General features: G+C 59.8%; 18 protein-coding genes. 15 read left to right on the top strand and 3 right to left on the bottom strand.

From position 1 onward, the window contains the following. The first annotated feature begins 139 nt into the window (after window positions 1-139). Together ACM6IQ_RS10120 and ACM6IQ_RS10115 are read left to right on the top strand one after the other, a co-directional pair. The gene (locus tag ACM6IQ_RS10120) at window positions 140-931 is read left to right on the top strand and encodes a CPBP family intramembrane glutamic endopeptidase (RefSeq protein WP_017337543.1); all 792 of its coding nucleotides are present in this window, start codon (window positions 140-142) and stop codon (window positions 929-931) included. Between the two features lie 104 nt (window positions 932-1,035). Next, entirely contained in the window at window positions 1,036-2,601 is a 1,566-nt protein-coding gene (locus tag ACM6IQ_RS10115; RefSeq protein ID WP_414878646.1) for a methyl-accepting chemotaxis protein, read from the top strand. On the opposite strand, the gene ACM6IQ_RS10110 is transcribed toward ACM6IQ_RS10115, so the two are convergent. Beyond that, a complete protein-coding gene (locus ACM6IQ_RS10110) occupies window positions 2,591-2,806 on the bottom strand; it encodes a hypothetical protein (RefSeq protein WP_414878993.1) in 216 nt (71 codons plus the stop codon). The genes ACM6IQ_RS10115 and ACM6IQ_RS10110 overlap by 11 nt on opposite strands. Between ACM6IQ_RS10110 and ACM6IQ_RS10105 the strand changes: the two genes are divergently transcribed. Beyond that, complete coding sequence (locus tag ACM6IQ_RS10105; RefSeq protein ID WP_414878645.1) at window positions 2,729-3,751, top strand: IS110 family transposase; 1,023 nt, start codon at window positions 2,729-2,731, stop codon at window positions 3,749-3,751. The two genes, ACM6IQ_RS10110 and ACM6IQ_RS10105, sit on opposite strands and share 78 nt — an antisense overlap. 330 nt (window positions 3,752-4,081) lie before the next feature. Here ACM6IQ_RS10105 and ACM6IQ_RS10100 read toward each other — a convergent pair whose 3' ends face one another. Then, the gene (locus ACM6IQ_RS10100) at window positions 4,082-4,768 is read right to left on the bottom strand and encodes an alpha/beta family hydrolase (protein ID WP_017337541.1); all 687 of its coding nucleotides are present in this window, start codon (window positions 4,766-4,768) and stop codon (window positions 4,082-4,084) included. A 109-nt stretch (window positions 4,769-4,877) separates the two neighbouring features. Here ACM6IQ_RS10100 and ccoN (ACM6IQ_RS10095) point away from each other — a divergent pair, with 109 nt between their 5' ends. The 8 genes from ccoN (ACM6IQ_RS10095) to ccoP (ACM6IQ_RS10060) all read left to right on the top strand — a co-directional run bounded on the left by ccoN (ACM6IQ_RS10095) (window position 4,878) and on the right by ccoP (ACM6IQ_RS10060) (window position 11,782). Further along, complete coding sequence (gene ccoN, locus ACM6IQ_RS10095; RefSeq protein WP_017337540.1) at window positions 4,878-6,302, top strand: cytochrome-c oxidase, cbb3-type subunit I; 1,425 nt, start codon at window positions 4,878-4,880, stop codon at window positions 6,300-6,302. A 10-nt stretch (window positions 6,303-6,312) separates the two neighbouring features. Beyond that, entirely contained in the window at window positions 6,313-6,921 is a 609-nt protein-coding gene (ccoO, locus tag ACM6IQ_RS10090) for a cytochrome-c oxidase, cbb3-type subunit II (protein ID WP_017337539.1), read from the top strand. A 5-nt stretch (window positions 6,922-6,926) separates the two neighbouring features. Further along, complete coding sequence (locus ACM6IQ_RS10085) at window positions 6,927-7,127, top strand: cbb3-type cytochrome oxidase subunit 3 (protein ID WP_017337538.1); 201 nt, start codon at window positions 6,927-6,929, stop codon at window positions 7,125-7,127. Continuing rightward, window positions 7,124-8,077: a cytochrome-c oxidase, cbb3-type subunit III gene (gene ccoP, locus ACM6IQ_RS10080; RefSeq protein ID WP_017337537.1), complete on the top strand. Its 954-nt coding sequence runs from the start codon at window positions 7,124-7,126 to the stop codon at window positions 8,075-8,077. Before ACM6IQ_RS10085 ends, ccoP (ACM6IQ_RS10080) begins: the two co-directional genes overlap by 4 nt. Before the next feature lie 483 nt (window positions 8,078-8,560). Further along, complete coding sequence (gene ccoN / locus ACM6IQ_RS10075; RefSeq protein ID WP_017337536.1) at window positions 8,561-10,003, top strand: cytochrome-c oxidase, cbb3-type subunit I; 1,443 nt, start codon at window positions 8,561-8,563, stop codon at window positions 10,001-10,003. Then, window positions 10,003-10,611, top strand: a complete 609-nt coding sequence (gene ccoO, locus ACM6IQ_RS10070) for a cytochrome-c oxidase, cbb3-type subunit II (RefSeq protein WP_017337535.1) — start codon at window positions 10,003-10,005, stop codon at window positions 10,609-10,611. Before ccoN (ACM6IQ_RS10075) ends, ccoO (ACM6IQ_RS10070) begins: the two co-directional genes overlap by 1 nt. A gap of 5 nt (window positions 10,612-10,616) precedes the next feature. Next, window positions 10,617-10,802 (top strand): CcoQ/FixQ family Cbb3-type cytochrome c oxidase assembly chaperone, encoded by a 186-nt coding sequence (locus ACM6IQ_RS10065; protein ID WP_003175465.1) that lies wholly within the window; start codon window positions 10,617-10,619, stop codon window positions 10,800-10,802. Next, window positions 10,799-11,782 (top strand): cytochrome-c oxidase, cbb3-type subunit III, encoded by a 984-nt coding sequence (ccoP, locus tag ACM6IQ_RS10060; RefSeq protein WP_414878644.1) that lies wholly within the window; start codon window positions 10,799-10,801, stop codon window positions 11,780-11,782. Before ACM6IQ_RS10065 ends, ccoP (ACM6IQ_RS10060) begins: the two co-directional genes overlap by 4 nt. A gap of 68 nt (window positions 11,783-11,850) precedes the next feature. Here ccoP (ACM6IQ_RS10060) and ACM6IQ_RS10055 read toward each other — a convergent pair whose 3' ends face one another. Beyond that, complete coding sequence (locus ACM6IQ_RS10055) at window positions 11,851-12,846, bottom strand: metallophosphoesterase family protein (protein WP_414878643.1); 996 nt, start codon at window positions 12,844-12,846, stop codon at window positions 11,851-11,853. 264 nt (window positions 12,847-13,110) lie between these two features. Between ACM6IQ_RS10055 and ACM6IQ_RS10050 the strand changes: the two genes are divergently transcribed. The 4 genes from ACM6IQ_RS10050 (at window position 13,111) to ACM6IQ_RS10035 (ending at window position 18,183) form a co-directional block, all read left to right on the top strand. Further along, window positions 13,111-13,323, top strand: coding sequence for a hypothetical protein (locus ACM6IQ_RS10050; RefSeq protein WP_414878642.1), 213 nt, complete (start codon window positions 13,111-13,113; stop codon window positions 13,321-13,323). Between the two features lie 270 nt (window positions 13,324-13,593). Beyond that, window positions 13,594-15,009 (top strand): cytochrome c oxidase accessory protein CcoG, encoded by a 1,416-nt coding sequence (ccoG, locus tag ACM6IQ_RS10045; protein WP_017337532.1) that lies wholly within the window; start codon window positions 13,594-13,596, stop codon window positions 15,007-15,009. Between the two features lie 11 nt (window positions 15,010-15,020). Continuing rightward, on the top strand, window positions 15,021-15,560 hold the full coding sequence (locus ACM6IQ_RS10040) for a FixH family protein (protein ID WP_017337531.1): 540 nt from the start codon (window positions 15,021-15,023) through the stop codon (window positions 15,558-15,560). Window positions 15,561-15,732: 172 nt separating this feature from the next. Next, complete coding sequence (locus ACM6IQ_RS10035; RefSeq protein WP_017337530.1) at window positions 15,733-18,183, top strand: heavy metal translocating P-type ATPase; 2,451 nt, start codon at window positions 15,733-15,735, stop codon at window positions 18,181-18,183. Window position 18,184 lies beyond the last annotated feature (1 nt).

The following is an 18,184-nucleotide window of genomic DNA, read 5'->3' as shown; positions in this document are numbered from 1 at the left end:
CGCTCGACTGCGAAGCAGTCGCAAACTTTGTGATGCGGTGTGCCTGAAATACCATGCACTCAGATTTAGGGCCGCTTCGCGCCCCAACGGGGATAAATCCCCTCACCACATTTGTTTTGCGTCACATTAAGGACTTCACATGCTCGCCCTGCCATGGATTCATCTGGCCCTGCTCTCATTTGGCTACGGCCTGGCCCTGACTTATGGCCACCTCGGCTGGCTCGCCGGAATCTCCGTTGCGCTATTGCTGACCGCCGGTTTCGCCGCACGCCAACAACACGTGCGCATAGGCCGCTACCTCGGCCACGCGCTGTTCATTTTCATGGCGCTGGCACTGGCCATGCATTGGCTTCCCGGTTTCTACAACGGCCGCGGTATCAATCCGCAACGCTTCACCGACGATGCCGTGCGTTTTTCCATGTACCTGAACCTGGACAAACCGCTGATTGGTTTCTGGCTGTTGCTGGTCTGCCCGTGGATTGTCGGCCAGCGTTCGCTGCGGCTTGGCATTTTTGCCACCGCGATGGGACTGACACTGAGTGCCCTGCTGGCGCTCGGCGGCGCGCTGTTGCTGGGCGTGATCAGTTGGGCCCCCAAATGGCCCGATCAGGCCTGGTTGTGGCTGTTCAACAATCTGCTGCTGGTCACGCTGGTAGAGGAAGCGCTGTTTCGCGGCTACATCCAGGGCGGTCTGAGCCGACACCTCAAACACCTGCCTTATGGCGAAAACCTCGCACTGCTGCTCGCCTCGCTATTGTTTGGTCTGGCGCATCTGGCTGCCGGCTGGCAATGGGTGTTACTGGCGACCCTGGCAGGTGTCGGCTATGGTCTGGCCTACCGTTTCGGCGGATTGGCGGCAGCCATCGCCACGCATTTCGGCTTGAACCTGCTGCATTTCGGCCTGTTCACCTATCCGATGCTGGCGGGCTGACGCAACGGTCGTTTTGCGACGCGCCGCTGATTATTGAAATAAAAATTCAATAAACCCCTGACCATGCCGACAACCTCTCAAAGCCTTGCGGATTGAAAAAAGCCATGCGTAACAACCAGCCCATCACACAACGCGAACGGACCTTTCCGGCTCAGCAACGGTTGATTTCCACCACCGATGCCAAGGGCGTGATCACCTACTGCAACGACGCGTTCGTCGAAATCAGTGGGTTTTCCCGCGAGGAACTGATCCGTGCGCCGCATAACCTGGTTCGTCACCCCGACGTACCGTCTGCGGTATTCGCGCACATGTGGGGCACGTTGAAACAAGGCTTGCCATGGATGGGCATTGTCAAGAATCGCTGCAAGACCGGCGACCACTATTGGGTCAACGCCTACGTCACACCGGTTTTCGAAGGCAACCAGGTGATCGGTTACGAGTCGGTGCGGGTCAAGCCCACCGCCGAACAGATCCAGCGTGCCGAAGCGCTCTACCAACGCATCAACCAGGGCAAGTCAGCGATTCCTTCCACCGATAAATGGCTGCCGGTGCTTCAGGACTGGCTGCCGTTCATTCTGGTCAGCCAGCTGAGCTTCATGATCGGCGCCACACTCAACTCCCAGTGGGGCTTCGCCCTGGCTGCGGGCCTTTCGGTGCCGTTGGGCCTGCTGGGTTTGAGCTGGCAACAGCGCGGCCTCAAGCGCTTGCTGCGCCTGGCCGAACAGACTACATCCGACCCGCTGATCGCGCAGATGTACACCGACAGCCGTGGCGCCCAGGCGCGCCTGGAGATGTCGATCCTCAGTCAGGAAGCCCGCCTGAAAACCTGCCTGACCCGTCTGCAGGACACTGCCGAGCACCTGAGCGACCAGGCGAAACAGTCCGACACCCTCGCGCACAGCAGCTCCACCGGCCTGGAACGTCAGCGCGTCGAAACCGAACAAGTGGCCACCGCCGTCAACCAGATGGCCGCCACCACGCAGGAAGTCGCCAGCCACGTGCAACGCACCGCGGACGCGACTCAGGAAGCCAATCGCCTGACCGGTCGCGGCCGCGACATCGCCGGGGAAACCCGCGAAGCCATTCAGCGACTGTCGGAAGTGGTCGGCGAAACCGGCATGACCGTGACCCAACTGGCCAAGGACAGCGATGAAATCGGCGGCGTGGTCGACGTGATCAAAGGCATCGCCGACCAGACCAACCTGCTGGCGTTGAACGCGGCAATCGAAGCGGCCCGGGCCGGTGAGATGGGCCGTGGGTTTGCGGTGGTGGCTGACGAAGTTCGTCAACTGGCGCAACGCACCAGCGAATCCACCGGGCAGATTCACGCCCTGATCGCCAAGCTCCAGCAAACCGCGAGCTCAGCGGTGCAAACCATGGAAGCCGGGCATCGCCAGGCGGAAGAAGGTGTGGCGCGGGTACTGGAAGCGGATCAGGCGCTGGTCGGGATCAGCGAAGCGGTGGCGCACATTACCGACATGACCACCCAGATCGCAGCCGCGACCGAAGAGCAAAGCTCGGTGGCCGAAGAAATCAGCCGCAACATCAGCAACATCTCGCAACTGGCTGACCAGACGTCGGAACAGGCGCAGCACTCGGCGTTGTTGAGTGAAGAGCTGACGAAGACGGCGAATACTCAGTATTCGCTGGTGGAGCGGTTTAACCGCTGATTGATGCTGGAAAGACAAAAACCCGGACGGCGAAAGCTTCCGGGTTTAATGAGATGGTCAGCCTGACCGAGAAGCCCTGCAGGTTTACGCTTGCAGGGCTTTTCTCGTTTTCGGCGGAGGATCTCTCATGAACACGATGACGCTTCTCGGTATCGACATTGGCAAACACAGTTTCCACCTGCATGGCCAGGACGCCAAAGGTCATCAGGTATTGCGCAAGAAAACCAACCGCGGCCAATTGCTCAGCACATTGGCCCAGTTACCGGCCTGCACGGTGGTGATGGAGTCGTGCGGCGGCGCCCACTGGCTGGCTCGACAGATCGGTGCATTGGGCCACGAGGTGAAGCTGATCGCCCCGCAGTACGTCAAACCGTTCGTCAAAGGCAACAAAAACGACTTCATTGATGCCGAAGCGATTTGCGAGGCGGCGAGCCGCCCCGCGATGCGCTTCTGCTCGATCAAAACCGCAGAGCAGCAAACGCTTTCAGCCCTGCATCGTGTCCGAGATTCCTTGATTGGCCATCGCACCGTCGCGACCAACCAGATTCATGGCTTTTTACTGGAATTCGGCATCAGCCTGCCCATTGGCGCAACTGCATTGCACCGCTTGCCGGCGCTGCTGGACGACCCACAACACCCGGTTCCATTGCGTCTGAAGGGCGTGGTGATGCGCCTCCATCATCAAATTCAACTGCTGAATGATGAAATCAAGGACATCGAGTCCGATCTAAAGCAACAGTTGAAAGAAGACGATGCCGGAAGTCGTTTGCAGAGTATTCCTGGCATCGGCCCCATCACCGCCAGTGCGGTATTGGCCGATGTAGGCGATGCGTCGAACTATCGAAGTGGACGCGATTTTGCCGCTTCGCTAGGGCTGGTGCCGAGGCAATATTCGACGGGCGGAAAAACAGTGCTTCTGGGGATCAGCAAGCGCGGCGACAAGCACATCCGCCAACTGCTAGTGCAGGGCGCGCGATCCATCATGCAGCATATCGATAAGCGGGAAGACGCCATTGGGCCTTGGGTTCGGGAGCTTCTGACGCGTCGACACTCCAATGTCGTCGCGTGCGCGCTGGCGAACAAACTGGCGCGAATCGTGTGGGCGGTACTGGCCAAAGGCGGCCAGTACGACCCACATCCGAACGTTTGAACGTACAGCTTTACCACCGGCTTTTGCGACGTCACTGACTGATGACAGTAAACGGCAAACGGCCCGACTGAGAACCTGGCAATAAAATCAGCTTTAGAGGCTGAGGGAGAGGCTGAGGGTTTTTTCAGGACAGTCGGGAGCGGCTACTCATCGAGGGCCGAGCGTTGTTGACGCAACACTCACGACGAGCCCGAATACATTAGCGCAAGCCAGCTTTACCGAAAACAGCCCATGAGGTTGCAGGAGATGGGCTGACCATACATTTTATCGTCACTCTGAAAGTGATGTTGCCTGTCTGGGCCTCATCGCGGACAAACCCCTCCCACAGGGTTATGCATCTCGCCGCAGGAATTCGGCAACCTTGCCCGCCGCAGCCGCCAAATGCTGCTCATGGGTAAACCCCGAAGCCTTCAACGGTTTCAAATCATGATCCCCCGCTACCAGCCAGAACACTTCGATACTCGGTGACAACGTGTAAGCCTCGACCGCCTCGCGATTGCCCAACGCATCCCGCTCCCCCTGAACAAACAATGCCGGCGTCTTCAGCCCAGCCAAATGCTCGACCCGAGGCTTCTCCGGTTTACCCACCGCATAAAATGGATACCCCAGGCACACCAACGCATCCACCTCCAGCTCATCGGCTAACAGGCTCGCCATCCGCCCCCCCATGGACTTGCCGCCAATCGCCACACGCCCAGTGACATGGCGTCGCACCACCGCATACACCTCTCGCCAGCATTCCAGCAGTTTCGGCGCCGGGTTCGGCGGGCGCTTACCCCCCTCGACACGCCGTTGCGCCATGTACGGAAACTCAAAGCGCAGCACGTTGACGCCAAGCGCAGCAAGGCGCGCAGCCATGTCGTTCATCCAGGCGCTGTCCATGGGCGCACCGGCGCCATGGGCGAGAATCAGCGTCGTCGATGACGGCGCCGCGGCGGCGCTCCACAGCCAGCCATGTTCGGCTACACACTGCGCCCATTGATCCCCGTCAATACTGGCCTTGTGCTCTTTGTCCATGCTTGCCTCGCTTTTAGTCTGCCTATAACTCCAGGCGAAGGAAGCGTCTGCCTTGCGACTTGCTCGCAAAGACAGGCCTTCACTTCGGCTGAACCGTGGATGGGGAACCATGAACACTTCTATCAGTACCGCCTACAACTACAAGGTGGTCCGCCAATTCGCCATTATGACGGTGGTGTGGGGCATCGTCGGCATGGGGCTCGGGGTTTTTCTCGCGGCTCAATTGGTCTGGCCTGAACTCAACTTTAATTTGCCGTGGACCAGTTTCGGCCGGTTGCGCCCGCTGCACACCAACGCGGTGATCTTTGCCTTCGGCGGTTGCGCCCTGTTCGCCAGTTCGTTCTATTCGGTGCAACGCACCTGCCAGACACAGCTGTTTGCGCCGAAAATCGCTGCGTTCTGCTTCTGGGGCTGGCAGCTTGTGATTCTCCTGGCGGCCATCAGCCTGCCGCTGGGTTACACCAGCTCCAAGGAATACGCCGAGCTGGAATGGCCGATCGATATCCTGATCACCATCGTCTGGGTCGCCTACGCCATCGTGTTCTTCGGCACACTGGCCCAGCGCAAAACCAAGCACATCTACGTCGGCAACTGGTTCTTCGGTGCGTTCATCATCACCGTCGCCATCCTGCACATCGTCAACAACCTTGAGTTGCCAGTGAGTTTCACCAAGTCCTACTCGGTGTACGCCGGCGCGACCGATGCCATGGTGCAGTGGTGGTACGGGCACAACGCCGTAGGCTTTTTCCTCACCGCCGGTTTTCTCGGAATGATGTACTACTTCGTGCCGAAACAGGCCGAGCGTCCGGTGTATTCCTATCGCTTGTCCATCGTGCACTTCTGGGCGCTGATCACCCTGTACATCTGGGCCGGTCCGCACCACTTGCACTACACCGCGCTGCCGGACTGGGCACAGTCGCTGGGCATGGTGATGTCGCTGATCCTGCTGGCGCCGAGCTGGGGCGGGATGATCAACGGGATGATGACGCTCTCGGGCGCCTGGCATAAGTTGCGCAGCGACCCGATCCTGCGCTTCCTGGTGGTATCGCTGGCGTTCTACGGCATGTCGACCTTCGAAGGTCCGATGATGGCGATCAAGACCGTCAACGCCCTCTCCCACTACACCGACTGGACCATCGGCCACGTTCACGCCGGTGCGCTTGGCTGGGTGGCGATGATTTCCATCGGCGCGCTGTACCACATGATCCCGAAAATCTTCGGTCGCGCGCAGATGCACAGCATCGGCCTGATCAACGCGCACTTCTGGCTCGCGACCATCGGCACCGTTCTGTACATCGCATCGATGTGGGTCAACGGCATCGCCCAGGGCCTCATGTGGCGCGCCGTCAACGAAGACGGCACGCTGACCTACTCCTTCGTCGAAACCCTGGTGGCCAGCCACCCAGGCTTCGTCGTGCGACTGGTGGGCGGCGCGATCTTCCTCAGTGGCATGTTCCTGATGGCTTACAACACCTGGCGCACCGTGCGGGCCTCGCAGCCTGCCGAAGCCGCCGCTGCCGCGCAGATCGCCTGAGGAGTCCGCCATGAAACACGAAACAATCGAGAAAAACGTCGGCCTGCTGATGTTGCTGATGGTGTTCGCCGTGAGCATCGGCGGCCTGACCCAGATCGTCCCGCTGTTCTTCCAGGACGTGACCAATAAACCGGTGGAAGGCATGAAGCCCTACACCGCGTTGCAACTGGAAGGTCGCGACATTTACATCCGCGAAGGCTGCGTCGGCTGTCACTCGCAGATGATCCGGCCGTTCCGCGCCGAGACTGAACGCTACGGTCACTACTCGGTCGCCGGCGAAAGCGTCTGGGATCACCCGTTCCTGTGGGGCTCCAAGCGTACCGGTCCGGACCTGGCCCGTGTCGGCGGCCGCTACTCCGAAGACTGGCACCGCGCGCATTTGTACAACCCGCGCAACGTGGTGCCGGAATCGAAGATGCCTGCCTATCCATGGCTGGTGGCCAATCAGCTCGACAGCAGCCACACCGAAACCAAGATCAAGGCAATGCGCACCCTTGGCGTGCCGTACACCGACGACGACATCGCCGGTAGCGTCGAATCGCTCAAGGGCAAGACCGAAATGGACGCATTGGTCGCCTACCTGCAAGTGCTCGGCACTGCCATCAAGAGCAAGAGGTGAGCCCCATGATCTTTGAAATGAGCAGTGGAATGATCCGCGGCCTGGGCACGGTCGTGGTGTTCGTGGCCTTCGTCGGCCTGACGTTGTGGGTGTTCAACAGCAAGCGCAACCCGGAATTCGCCGAAGCGCGTTTGCTGCCGTTCGCCGATGAACCCCTGGCCGACGACGCCACCCAAGAACCTGAAACAAGGAGTACCCGGTCATGACCACTTTCTGGAGTACGTGGATCTGCGTACTGACCATCGGCAGCCTGATCGGCCTGACCTGGCTGCTGATCGGCACCCGCAAGGGCGAAACCAAGGGCAGCGTCGACCAGACCATGGGCCACAGCTTCGACGGCATCGAGGAGTACGACAACCCGCTGCCGCAGTGGTGGTTCATGCTGTTCGCCGGCACGCTGGTGTTCGCCGTAGGTTATCTGGTCTTGTATCCGGGCCTGGGCAACTGGAAAGGCGTCCTGCCGGGTTACGAGGACGGCTGGACCGGCGTCCACGAATGGGAAAAGGAGATGAACAAGGCCGATGCGAAGTTCGGACCGATCTTCGCCAAATTCGCCGCCATGCCGGTGGAAGAAGTGGCCAAGGACCCGCAAGCGCTGAAAATGGGCGGCCGCCTGTTTGCGTCGAACTGCTCGGTGTGCCACGGCTCGGATGCCAAGGGCGCTTTTGGCTTCCCGAACCTGACCGACAGCAATTGGCGCTGGGGCGGCAACGCCGAGATGATCAAGACCACGATCATGGGTGGGCGCATGGCCGCGATGCCGGCCTGGGGTGAAATCCTTGGGGATGCCGGCGTGAAAAACGTTGCCGCCTATGTACGTCATGACCTGGCCGCCCTGCCATTGCCGGCTGACAGCGGCGCCGATCTGCAGGCCGGACAGCAAGCGTTCAGCACGATGTGCGTAGCCTGTCATGGTGCAAACGGCAAAGGCACTGAAGCCATGGGCGCGCCGAATCTGACGCAACCGGCCGGGTTCATCTACGGGACAAGCCTGGCGCAACTGCAACAAACCATTCGCCATGGCCGTCAGGGCCATATGCCGGCGCAGAACGAACTGCTCGGCAACGATAAGGTGCAACTGCTGGCCGCTTATGTGTACAGCCTGTCCCACGGTCTGAATACAGAGCGTTTGCAGGCCGAAGGCAAAAGCGAATAATTCTTCACAGCTCTACTGCCGCATTCTCCCCGGATGCGGCAGCTCCCTGCCCCTTTGCGACCCATTGTCGCACCCTCCGTTAGTCCTCCTTTCGGTTCACCGGAATCGGGTCTAAGCTTCCCCCGATGCGGACTGGCATGAGCCGGTTCCAGGTCGACCCAACCCGATGTGTTCGACGAATCTGCTCGATGACAGGCCGCAAAGGCTGGTAGATACCGGCTGTCGTGCCAATTGCCGTCGGTCACTCGATCGTTGTGTTTGAACACACCCCGTTACAACTGACCTGACCCCCTCACCACTTTCGTTCGCTGCGACATTTTGTCCGAGGGCGATTTTGTCCTTACGCGGCGCATGGAAAGGCCGCAGAATCAGCTTTTGAAAGCATTGACCCAGGTCATGGCGCGTTGCAATGACCCCCTGCTTTCTCCATACTTGCGGCCGATTTTTACTCCTAATAAAACACCCAAACCGTGGAACCTTAGAATGAGCACAGCAATCAGTCCGACTGCTTATAACTATAAGGTAGTCCGCCAGTTCGCCATCATGACGGTGGTCTGGGGGATCCTTGGCATGGGGCTCGGTGTCTTCATCGCCTCACAGCTTGTATGGCCGGAATTGAACTTCGGTCTGCCGTGGACGACTTTTGGACGCTTACGCCCGCTGCACACCAACCTGGTGATTTTCGCCTTCGGTGGTTGTGCACTGTTTGCCACTTCTTATTACGTCGTGCAGCGAACCTGCCAAACGCGACTGATTTCCGACAGCCTCGCAGCCTTCACCTTCTGGGGTTGGCAAGCGGTGATCGTCGGCGCCATCGTTACCTTGCCGCTGGGTTACACCACCACCAAGGAATACGCTGAGCTGGAATGGCCTTTGGCTATTCTGCTGGCCATCGTCTGGGTCACCTACGGTCTGGTGTTCTTCGGCACCATCACCAAGCGCAAGACCAAGCACATTTATGTGGGTAACTGGTTCTACGGTGCCTTCATCGTCGTGACGGCGATGCTGCACATCGTCAACCACGCGTCCCTGCCGGTCAGCTTCTTCAAGTCCTACTCGGCCTACGCCGGTGCGACGGATGCGATGATCCAGTGGTGGTACGGGCACAACGCGGTGGGCTTCTTCCTGACCACCGGCTTCCTGGGGATGATGTACTACTTCGTTCCGAAGCAGGCCGAGCGTCCGATCTACTCCTATCGCCTGTCGATCGTGCACTTCTGGGCGCTGATCACCCTGTACATCTGGGCCGGTCCGCACCACTTGCACTACACCGCACTGCCAGACTGGGCGCAGTCCCTGGGCATGGCGATGTCGATCATCCTGCTGGCTCCGAGCTGGGGCGGCATGATCAACGGCATGATGACCCTGTCGGGCGCCTGGCATAAGCTGCGCACCGACCCGATCCTGCGCTTCCTGGTCGTGTCCCTCGCGTTCTACGGGATGTCGACCTTCGAAGGCCCGATGATGGCCATCAAGACCGTCAACTCGCTCTCGCACTACACCGACTGGACCATCGGCCACGTACACGCCGGTGCCTTGGGCTGGGTAGCGATGATCTCGATCGGCGCGATCTACCACATGATCCCGAAACTGTTCGGTCGTGCGCAGATGCACAGCGTCGGCCTGATCAACGCGCACTTCTGGCTCGCGACCATCGGTACCGTCCTGTACATCGCTTCGATGTGGGTCAACGGCATCACCCAGGGTCTGATGTGGCGTGCAATCAACGACGACGGCACCCTCACCTACTCGTTCGTTGAAGCGCTGCAAGCCAGCCACCCCGGTTTCATCGTTCGCGCCCTGGGCGGTGCGTTCTTTGCCAGCGGCATGCTGTTCATGGCCTACAACGTATGGCGTACCGTACGTGCCTCGAACCCGGCTGAAGCCGAAGCCGCCGCTCAGATTGCTGTAGTTGGAGCTCACTGATGAAGCATGAAGCAGTCGAGAAGAACATTGGCCTGCTGGCCTTCTTCATGGTTATCGCCGTCAGCATCGGCGGCCTGACCCAGATCGTTCCGCTGTTTTTCCAGGACGTCACCAACAAGCCGGTCGAAGGCATGAAGCCCCGTACCGCCCTTGAGCTGGAAGGCCGCGACATCTACATCGCCAACGGTTGTGTCGGCTGCCACTCGCAGATGATCCGCCCGTTCCGTGCTGAAACCGAACGTTACGGCCATTACTCCGTCGCCGGTGAAAGCGTCTGGGACCACCCGTTTCTGTGGGGTTCCAAACGTACCGGTCCGGACCTGGCCCGTGTTGGCGGTCGTTACTCCGACGACTGGCAGCGTGCGCATTTGTATAACCCGCGCAACGTGGTGCCTGAGTCGAAAATGCCGGCCTACCCGTTCCTCGTGGAAAACAAGCTCGACGGCAAAGACACCGCCAAGAAAATGGAAGTCTTGCGCACGCTCGGCGTCCCTTACACCGACGAAGACATCGCCGGCGCTCAGGATGCTGTGAAGGGCAAAACCGAAATGGACGCGCTGGTGGCCTATCTGCAAGGCCTGGGCACCATCATCAAAAGCAAACGGTGATTTAGATGGATATCGGGATGATTCGTGGCCTGGGCACCGTTGTCGTGATGGTGGCCTTCATCGGTCTGGCGTTGTGGGTGTTCAGCCCCAAGCGCAAGTCGGAGTTTGAAGACGCGACCTTGCTGCCTTTCGCGGATGATCCCGAAGCCATCAAGCACGTCGAGCAAGCTTCTAGGAGTAACAAAGAATGACTACGTTCTGGAGTCTGTACGTCACAGTCCTCAGTCTCGGCACCATCTTCGCCTTGACCTGGCTGCTGCTGTCCACCCGCAAGGGCCAGCGCGCCGAGCAAACAGAAGAAACGGTTGGCCACTCCTTCGACGGGATCGAGGAGTACGACAACCCGCTGCCGAAATGGTGGTTCATGCTGTTCGTGGGCACCATCATTTTCGCCCTGGGCTACCTGGTGCTGTACCCGGGCCTGGGCAACTGGAAAGGCCTGCTGCCAGGTTACAACTACCTCGATAACGAGAAGCAGACCGCGTTCGCCAATGGCCAGACCGGCTGGACCGGCGTTCACGAGTGGGAAAAGGAAATGGCCAAGTCGGACGCCAGGTTCGGTCCGATCTTCGCCAAATTCGCTTCCATGCCAATCGAGGAAGTCGCCAAGGACCCGCAAGCCCTGAAGATGGGTGGCCGTTTGTTCGCCTCCAACTGCTCGGTCTGCCACGGCTCCGACGCCAAGGGCGCCTACGGCTTCCCGAACCTGACCGACGCCGACTGGCGCTGGGGCGGTGAAGCGGAAACCATCAAGACCACCATCATGGGTGGCCGTCATGCGGTCATGCCGGCGTGGGCTGAAGTGATCGGCGAGCAAGGCGTGGCGGACGTTGCTGCGTTCGTCCTGACCAACCTCGATGGCCGCAAGCTGCCGGAAGGCACCAAGGCCGACCCGGTTGCCGGTCAGAAACTGTTCGCTGCCAACTGCGTGGCGTGCCACGGTCCGGCCGGCAAAGGTACGCCAGCAATGGGCGCACCTGACCTGACCCACCCGGCGGCGTTCATCTACGGTTCGAGCTTCGCTCAACTGCAGCAGACCATCCGTTACGGCCGTCAGGGCCAGATGCCTGCGCAGGAACAGCTGCAAGGCAATGACAAGGTTCACCTGCTGGCCGCTTACGTCTACAGCTTGTCTCACGGTGAGAAAGCTCCGGCGGAAGATGCTCAGTAAGGCAAACGCCTGATGCAAAAAAAGGCCCCGCCAGTGATCTGGCGGGGCCTTTTTTATGGGCGATTGGCCTACGTTGATGCCACCGGCACTGTCGCTATCAGCTCACGTTTCTGCCACTGGTTGTTGTCGACCGCATAGACGTGCAGGTTTTTACGATCCTCGGAAAAACTGGCGATCAGATAAGTCTGCTGGGATGCACTGCCGCTGATGAAACCCGGCACACTGCCCGTGTACCACATGGAGCCGCCACTCCCATGAAGATGACCGGCGAACATTGCAGTCACTTCATATTTATCGATCATCTCCCTGAACCGTTTTTCTTGACTCCAGTCGCCCATGAAATCATTGGGTTTATGCATGTTCAGGAGAATGATTTTCCCCTGCGCGCGTGCCTGCTGAAGGTCGCGCTCAAGCCAATCAAGTGCCGGGGTAATTTCAAAAACCGTCGGGCGGACAAAAGTGCCTGAAGAGAATTTCACCGAGTACGTCGGCTCGTTATGTAACTGCACCAGGTGCACATCGCCATAATCCTTGGAGTACGCAAGGCTGCCGTAATAAATAGTGCTCGGCCATGAAGCCCGTGCCGCCAGATCCATACTTCCGGCCTTTCCCCAATAGCGCTTCTTCAGATCCTCAATGCTTCCAGCGGCGCAATTATTCAGAAAACAATCATTCACGTTATTTTGATAATCATGATTACCCAGCCCGTAGTCATAAGCCCCTTGAAGTTTGGTATCCAGCGTCTGCTGGACATAGGAACGCTCACCTGCATGACCGAAGGCGGTCATATCGCCATTGATCATCACGGGCACCGCCGTGCTCCCGCCCTCGTGCCGCCTGAACTCGGCAATACTGTCGTACTGTGTTTCCACCAGCCATTTCGCGCGCTGCTCCAACGCTGTAGCTGATTCGGTTTCACCTCTGTCCGTTTTATCCGTCCACGGATACTGTGGATCAGAAGCGAAGACCATATGACGCGGCGCACCTTCAAATGAATGCGCGAGCGATGCCAGCGACAGGGTCCACATGCACGCAAGTAATCTTGCACACTTTTTTATGTTCATAGAATTCCATTTCCACTTAAACACTATTGAATTTAAATAAAGCACATAAAATTTCGATCAAATACAAAACAAAAGCAACTACCAAAACAAACACAAAGCATTTCCCACAACAAAACTCGCCACCCACGACACGCTTATATCTTGAATTCTTTACTTAATGGAAAACACCCTTCGATAGAGTATAAATTTCCTGCAACTTGATGATTGGTTTAAACACCAACACGAGCAAACGCTATAGTTAATTCAACACAAGGAAGTCATTACATGAACACTAAAACAACCACCCAGAACTCCTGCAATGTTAACCCCGCCGTACCGAGTGAAGATCCGCCACAGACTGAAGTTGTTAGCGAAACAACTGTACTGAAGCGCCGTGCAAGGTCGGCAGACACCGCGAACAGCGCTGATCGACCAAAACCCCACGGAACCGGGCTGGACAAGCTGGGGGGCGGCAATCTCCTTTTAGAAGAGGACTGAGTTTTGCTGATGGATTGCAGCGCCGGCGCTGCAATCCATCAGGGTGTGTAGTGTTCACCGAGGCAGAGTACGATTCGTCTATAGTCAATTGACCTGCATCATGCTTTGTTACATTTGCTACACCATTCGTAAATTTTCCCCAACGCGACCAAAGGTCGCACCCTTGAGCTAGAGCGACAGGCGTATCATTGCGCCACTGCAACACCTCTTTTTGACCGCGGTCGGCATGCACTGACCGGGGCATTTTTCCACTGCCGTGGGATGCAACCGATGAGCAATCAGATTCCGGTACACGACGTTACCCCGCCTGCCAAAAACGCGAACAACAGCGTCGACCTCTACGCCTCTCGAGAAAAGATCTACACCCGAGCCTTCACCGGCCTGTTCCGCAACCTGCGGATGATGGGCGGAGCCTTTTTGTTTCTGTTGTATTTCGGCACGGTGTGGTTGAACTGGGGCGGCCATCAAGCCGTCTGGTGGAACCTGCCAGAACGCAAATTCTTTATTTTTGGCGCCACTTTCTGGCCCCAGGACTTCATCCTGCTCTCGGGCATTCTGATCGTCAGCGCCTTCGGCCTGTTTTTCATTACCGTGTACGCCGGTCGCGTCTGGTGCGGCTATACCTGCCCGCAGAGCGTGTGGACGTGGATTTTCATGTGGTGCGAAAAGGTCACCGAAGGCGACCGCAACCAGCGCATCAAGCTCGACAAGGCGCCGATGAGCGCCAACAAGTTCCTGCGCAAACTCAGCAAACACTCGATGTGGCTTTTGATCGGCTTCGCAACCGGCATGACCTTCGTCGGTTATTTCTCGCCGATCCGCGAGCTGACCATCGACTTCTTCACCGGCGCGGCCGATGGCTGGTCATATTTCTGGGTCGGTTTCTTCACCCTCGCCACTTACGGTAACGCCGGCTGGTTGCGCGAGCAGGTGTGCATCTACATGTGCCCGTATGCGCGCTTCCAGAGCGTGATGTTCGACAAGGACACGCTGATCGTCTCCTACGATCCGCGTCGCGGTGAAGCCCGTGGCCCGCGCAAGAAAGGTGTCGACTACAAGGCCCTGGGCCTGGGTGACTGCATCGATTGCACCATGTGCGTCCAGGTCTGCCCGACCGGCATCGACATCCGTGACGGCCTGCAAATCGAATGCATCGGCTGTGCGGCGTGCATCGATGCCTGCGACAGCATCATGGACAAGATGGATTACCCGCGCGGCCTGATCAGCTACACCACCGAGCACAACCTGTCCGGACAGAAAACCCATAAACTGCGCCCGCGCCTGATCGGCTATGCCCTGGTGTTGCTGGCCATGATGGGATTGCTGGCGGGCGCGTTTTTCATGCGTTCGCTGGTGGGTTTCGACGTCAGCAAAGACCGCGTGCTGTACCGCGAGAACGCCGAAGGACGGATCGAAAACGTCTACAGCCTGAAAATCATGAACAAGGATCAGCGCGACCACACTTACGTGCTGGAAGCCGCCGGCCTGCCGGACCTGAAGCTGCAAGGCAAACGCGAGATCAAGGTCGCCGCCGGCGAGATTTTCAGCCAGCCGGTCGAACTGTCCATTGCCCCGGAAAAACTGCCATCGAGTACCAACGAGGTGAAATTCATCCTCAAGGACGCCGATGACGAAAGTATCCACGTTGAAGCCAAGAGCCGTTTCATCGGCCCACAAATTCGTTGAGAGAAGTGATCATGCCCGCAGCAAACGCCGCAAGTCCCTGGTACAAGCACCTTTGGCCGTGGATCATCATCGCCATCCTCGCCTGTTCGGTGACGCTGACCTTGTCCATGGTAACGATCGCGGTGAACAACCCGGACAACCTGGTCAACGACAACTACTACGAGGCCGGCAAAGGCATCAACCGCTCCCTCGACCGCGAGCTGCTGGCACAGACCCTGCTCCTGCGCGCCAGCGTGCACCTGGATGACGTGACCGGCGAAGTCGATCTGCGCCTGAGCGGCAACAGCCAGCCGAAAACCCTGGAGCTGAACCTGATCTCGCCGACCCAGCCGGAGAAGGATCGCAAGATCACCCTCACCCGCAGTGAAACCGGACAGGGCCGCTACATCGGCCAGTTGAGCGACAAGGTCGATGGCCGCCGCTTCGTGGAACTGCTGGGCACTCAGGACGACCACATCTGGCGTATGTTCGAAGAAGAACTGGTCAGCCATGACAAGGAACTGCTGCTGGGCGACGAACCGCTGCAAGGCGCTGAAGACCTGAAGAAATAAATGTGCGAATGCGATCAAATGTGGCGAGGGAGCTTGCTCCCGCTGGGGGGCGAAGCGCCCCCAAAACCTGCAAACCGGTCCTTTCAGTCTTAGCGAGTGCGCCGACTTGCGACTGCTACGCAGCCGAGCGGGAGCAAGCTCCCTCGCCACAATGGTTTTCATGGCAACACACATGACCACGCCACTCCCCTGCTACCACTGCGCCCTGCCCGTCCCGGCCGGCAGCCGCTTCACCGCTGTCGTCCTCGGAGAAACCCGCGAATTCTGCTGCCCGGGTTGCCAGGCCGTGGCCGAAGCGATTGTCGCGGGTGGACTGGAAAGCTATTACCAGCATCGCAGCGAAGCCTCGGCCAACCCCGAAGCGTTGCCGGTACAGTTGGTGGACGAGCTGGCGCTGTACGACCGCGCCGACGTGCAAAAGCCGTTCGTGCGCCACGACGGCGAGCTCGCCGAAACCACCCTGTTGATGGAAGGCATCAGCTGCGCGGCATGCGGCTGGCTGATCGAGAAGCACCTGCGCGGCTTGCCGGCGGTGGCGGAAGCGCGGCTGAACCTGTCCAACCATCGCCTGCACGTGCGCTGGGCCGATGCGCAATTGCCCCTGAGCCAGGTGCTCAGCGAACTGCGGCACATCGGCTACGCCGCACACCCCTATCAGGCCGACCGCGCCAGCGAACAACTGGCCAGCGAAAACCGTCTGGCCCTGCGCCAACTCGGGGTCGCCGGGCTGCTGTGGTTCCAGGCGATGATGGCGACCATGGCCACCTGGCCGGAATTCAACATCGACCTCAGCCCCGAGCTGCACACGATCCTGCGCTGGGTCGCACTGTTCCTCACCACGCCGATCGTGTTCTACAGCTGTGCGCCGTTCTTCAAAGGCGCGATGCGCGATTTACGCACCCGCCACCTGACCATGGACGTCTCGGTGTCGCTGGCGATTGGCAGCGCCTATGTCGCCGGGATCTGGACGTCGATCACCGGGGTCGGCGAGCTGTATTTCGATGCCGTCGGCATGTTTGCGCTGTTCCTGCTCGCCGGGCGTTATCTGGAGCGGCGCGCCCGGGAGCGCACCGCCGCCGCCACGGCACAACTCGTCAATCTGCTGCCCGCCTCATGCCTGCGGCTAAGTGCCGACGGCCAGAGCGAGCGCATCCTGCTCAGCGAACTGCATGTCGGCGACCACGTGCTGGTGCATCCCGGGGCGATCCTCCCGGCCGACGGCAAGATCCTCGACGGCCAGTCAAGCATCGACGAGTCGCTGTTGACCGGCGAATACCTGCCGCAACCGAGAACCCTCGGCGATGCCGTTACCGCTGGCACCCTGAACGTCGAAGGCGCGCTGACCGTAGAAGTCCTCGCCCTTGGCCAGGACACCCGGCTGTCCGCCATCGTCCGCCTGCTGGACCGCGCTCAGGCCGAGAAACCTCGCCTGGCAGAGATCGCCGACCGCGCCGCGCAATGGTTCCTGCTGCTGACGCTCATCGCATCTGCCTGCATTGGCCTGCTTTGGTGGGAACTGGATTCCTCGCGAGCCTTCTGGATTGTCCTGGCGATGCTCGTCGCGACCTGCCCGTGCGCCTTGTCCCTCGCCACGCCGACCGCCCTCACCGCCGCCACCGGCACGCTGCACAAGCTGGGGCTTTTGTTGACGCGCGGCCATGTGCTCGAAGGTCTGAACCAGATCGACACGGTGATTTTCGACAAGACCGGCACACTCACCGAAGGGCGCCTGACGCTGCGTTCGATCCGCCCCCTCGGTGCACTCGACAGCGATCGATGCCTGAGCCTGGCCGCCGCCCTCGAGAACCGATCCGAGCACCCGATCGCCCGGGCATTCGGCCGCGCGCCGCTGGCCGCCGAGGAAGTCCACAGCACACCGGGGCTGGGCCTGGAAGGCGTGGTCGGCGAGCAGCGCCTGCGCATCGGCCAACCGGGTTTTGTCTGTGCACTCAGCAACGCCGCCGTACCGCTGATGCCCGATGAGGCCGGTCAGTGGCTGCTGCTCGGCGACGGTCAGGGACCACTGGCGTGGTTCGTCCTCGATGACCGTTTGCGCGCCGATGCGCCGGCGTTACTGGACGCCTGCAAGGCGCGCGGCTGGCGGACACTGCTGTTGTCGGGCGACACCTCGCCCATGGTCGCCAGCGTCGCCGCGGAACTGGGCATCGACGAGGCCCGCGGCGGTTTGCGCCCGGACGACAAATTGCAGGTCCTGCAGCAGCTGCACAAGGAAGGTCGCAAGGTATTGATGCTCGGTGACGGGGTCAACGATGTGCCGGTACTGGCCGCCGCCGACATCAGCGTCGCCATGGGTTCGGCCACCGATCTGGCGAAAACCAGTGCCGACGCCGTGCTGTTGTCCAACCGCCTCGACGCGCTGGTGCAGGCCTTCAGCCTCGCCCGGCGTACCCGTCGGGTTATCATCGAGAACCTGCTGTGGGCCGGCCTGTACAATGGCCTCATGTTGCCGTTCGCCGCCCTCGGCTGGATCACGCCGGTGTGGGCCGCGGTCGGCATGTCGATCAGTTCGTTGACCGTGGTGCTGAACGCCCTGCGCCTGACTCGCCTGCCGAGCACGCCGGCCGCCAGCGCCACGCCAGAAACCCGCCCGCTGCCGGCCTGAG

The organism is Pseudomonas sp. IT-P100 (genome assembly GCF_949767185.1).
Lineage (GTDB): Bacteria > Pseudomonadota > Gammaproteobacteria > Pseudomonadales > Pseudomonadaceae > Aquipseudomonas > Aquipseudomonas fluorescens_B.
The sequence above is the reverse complement of the archived record's forward strand: the minus strand, read 5'-3'. Positions and strand labels throughout refer to the sequence as shown.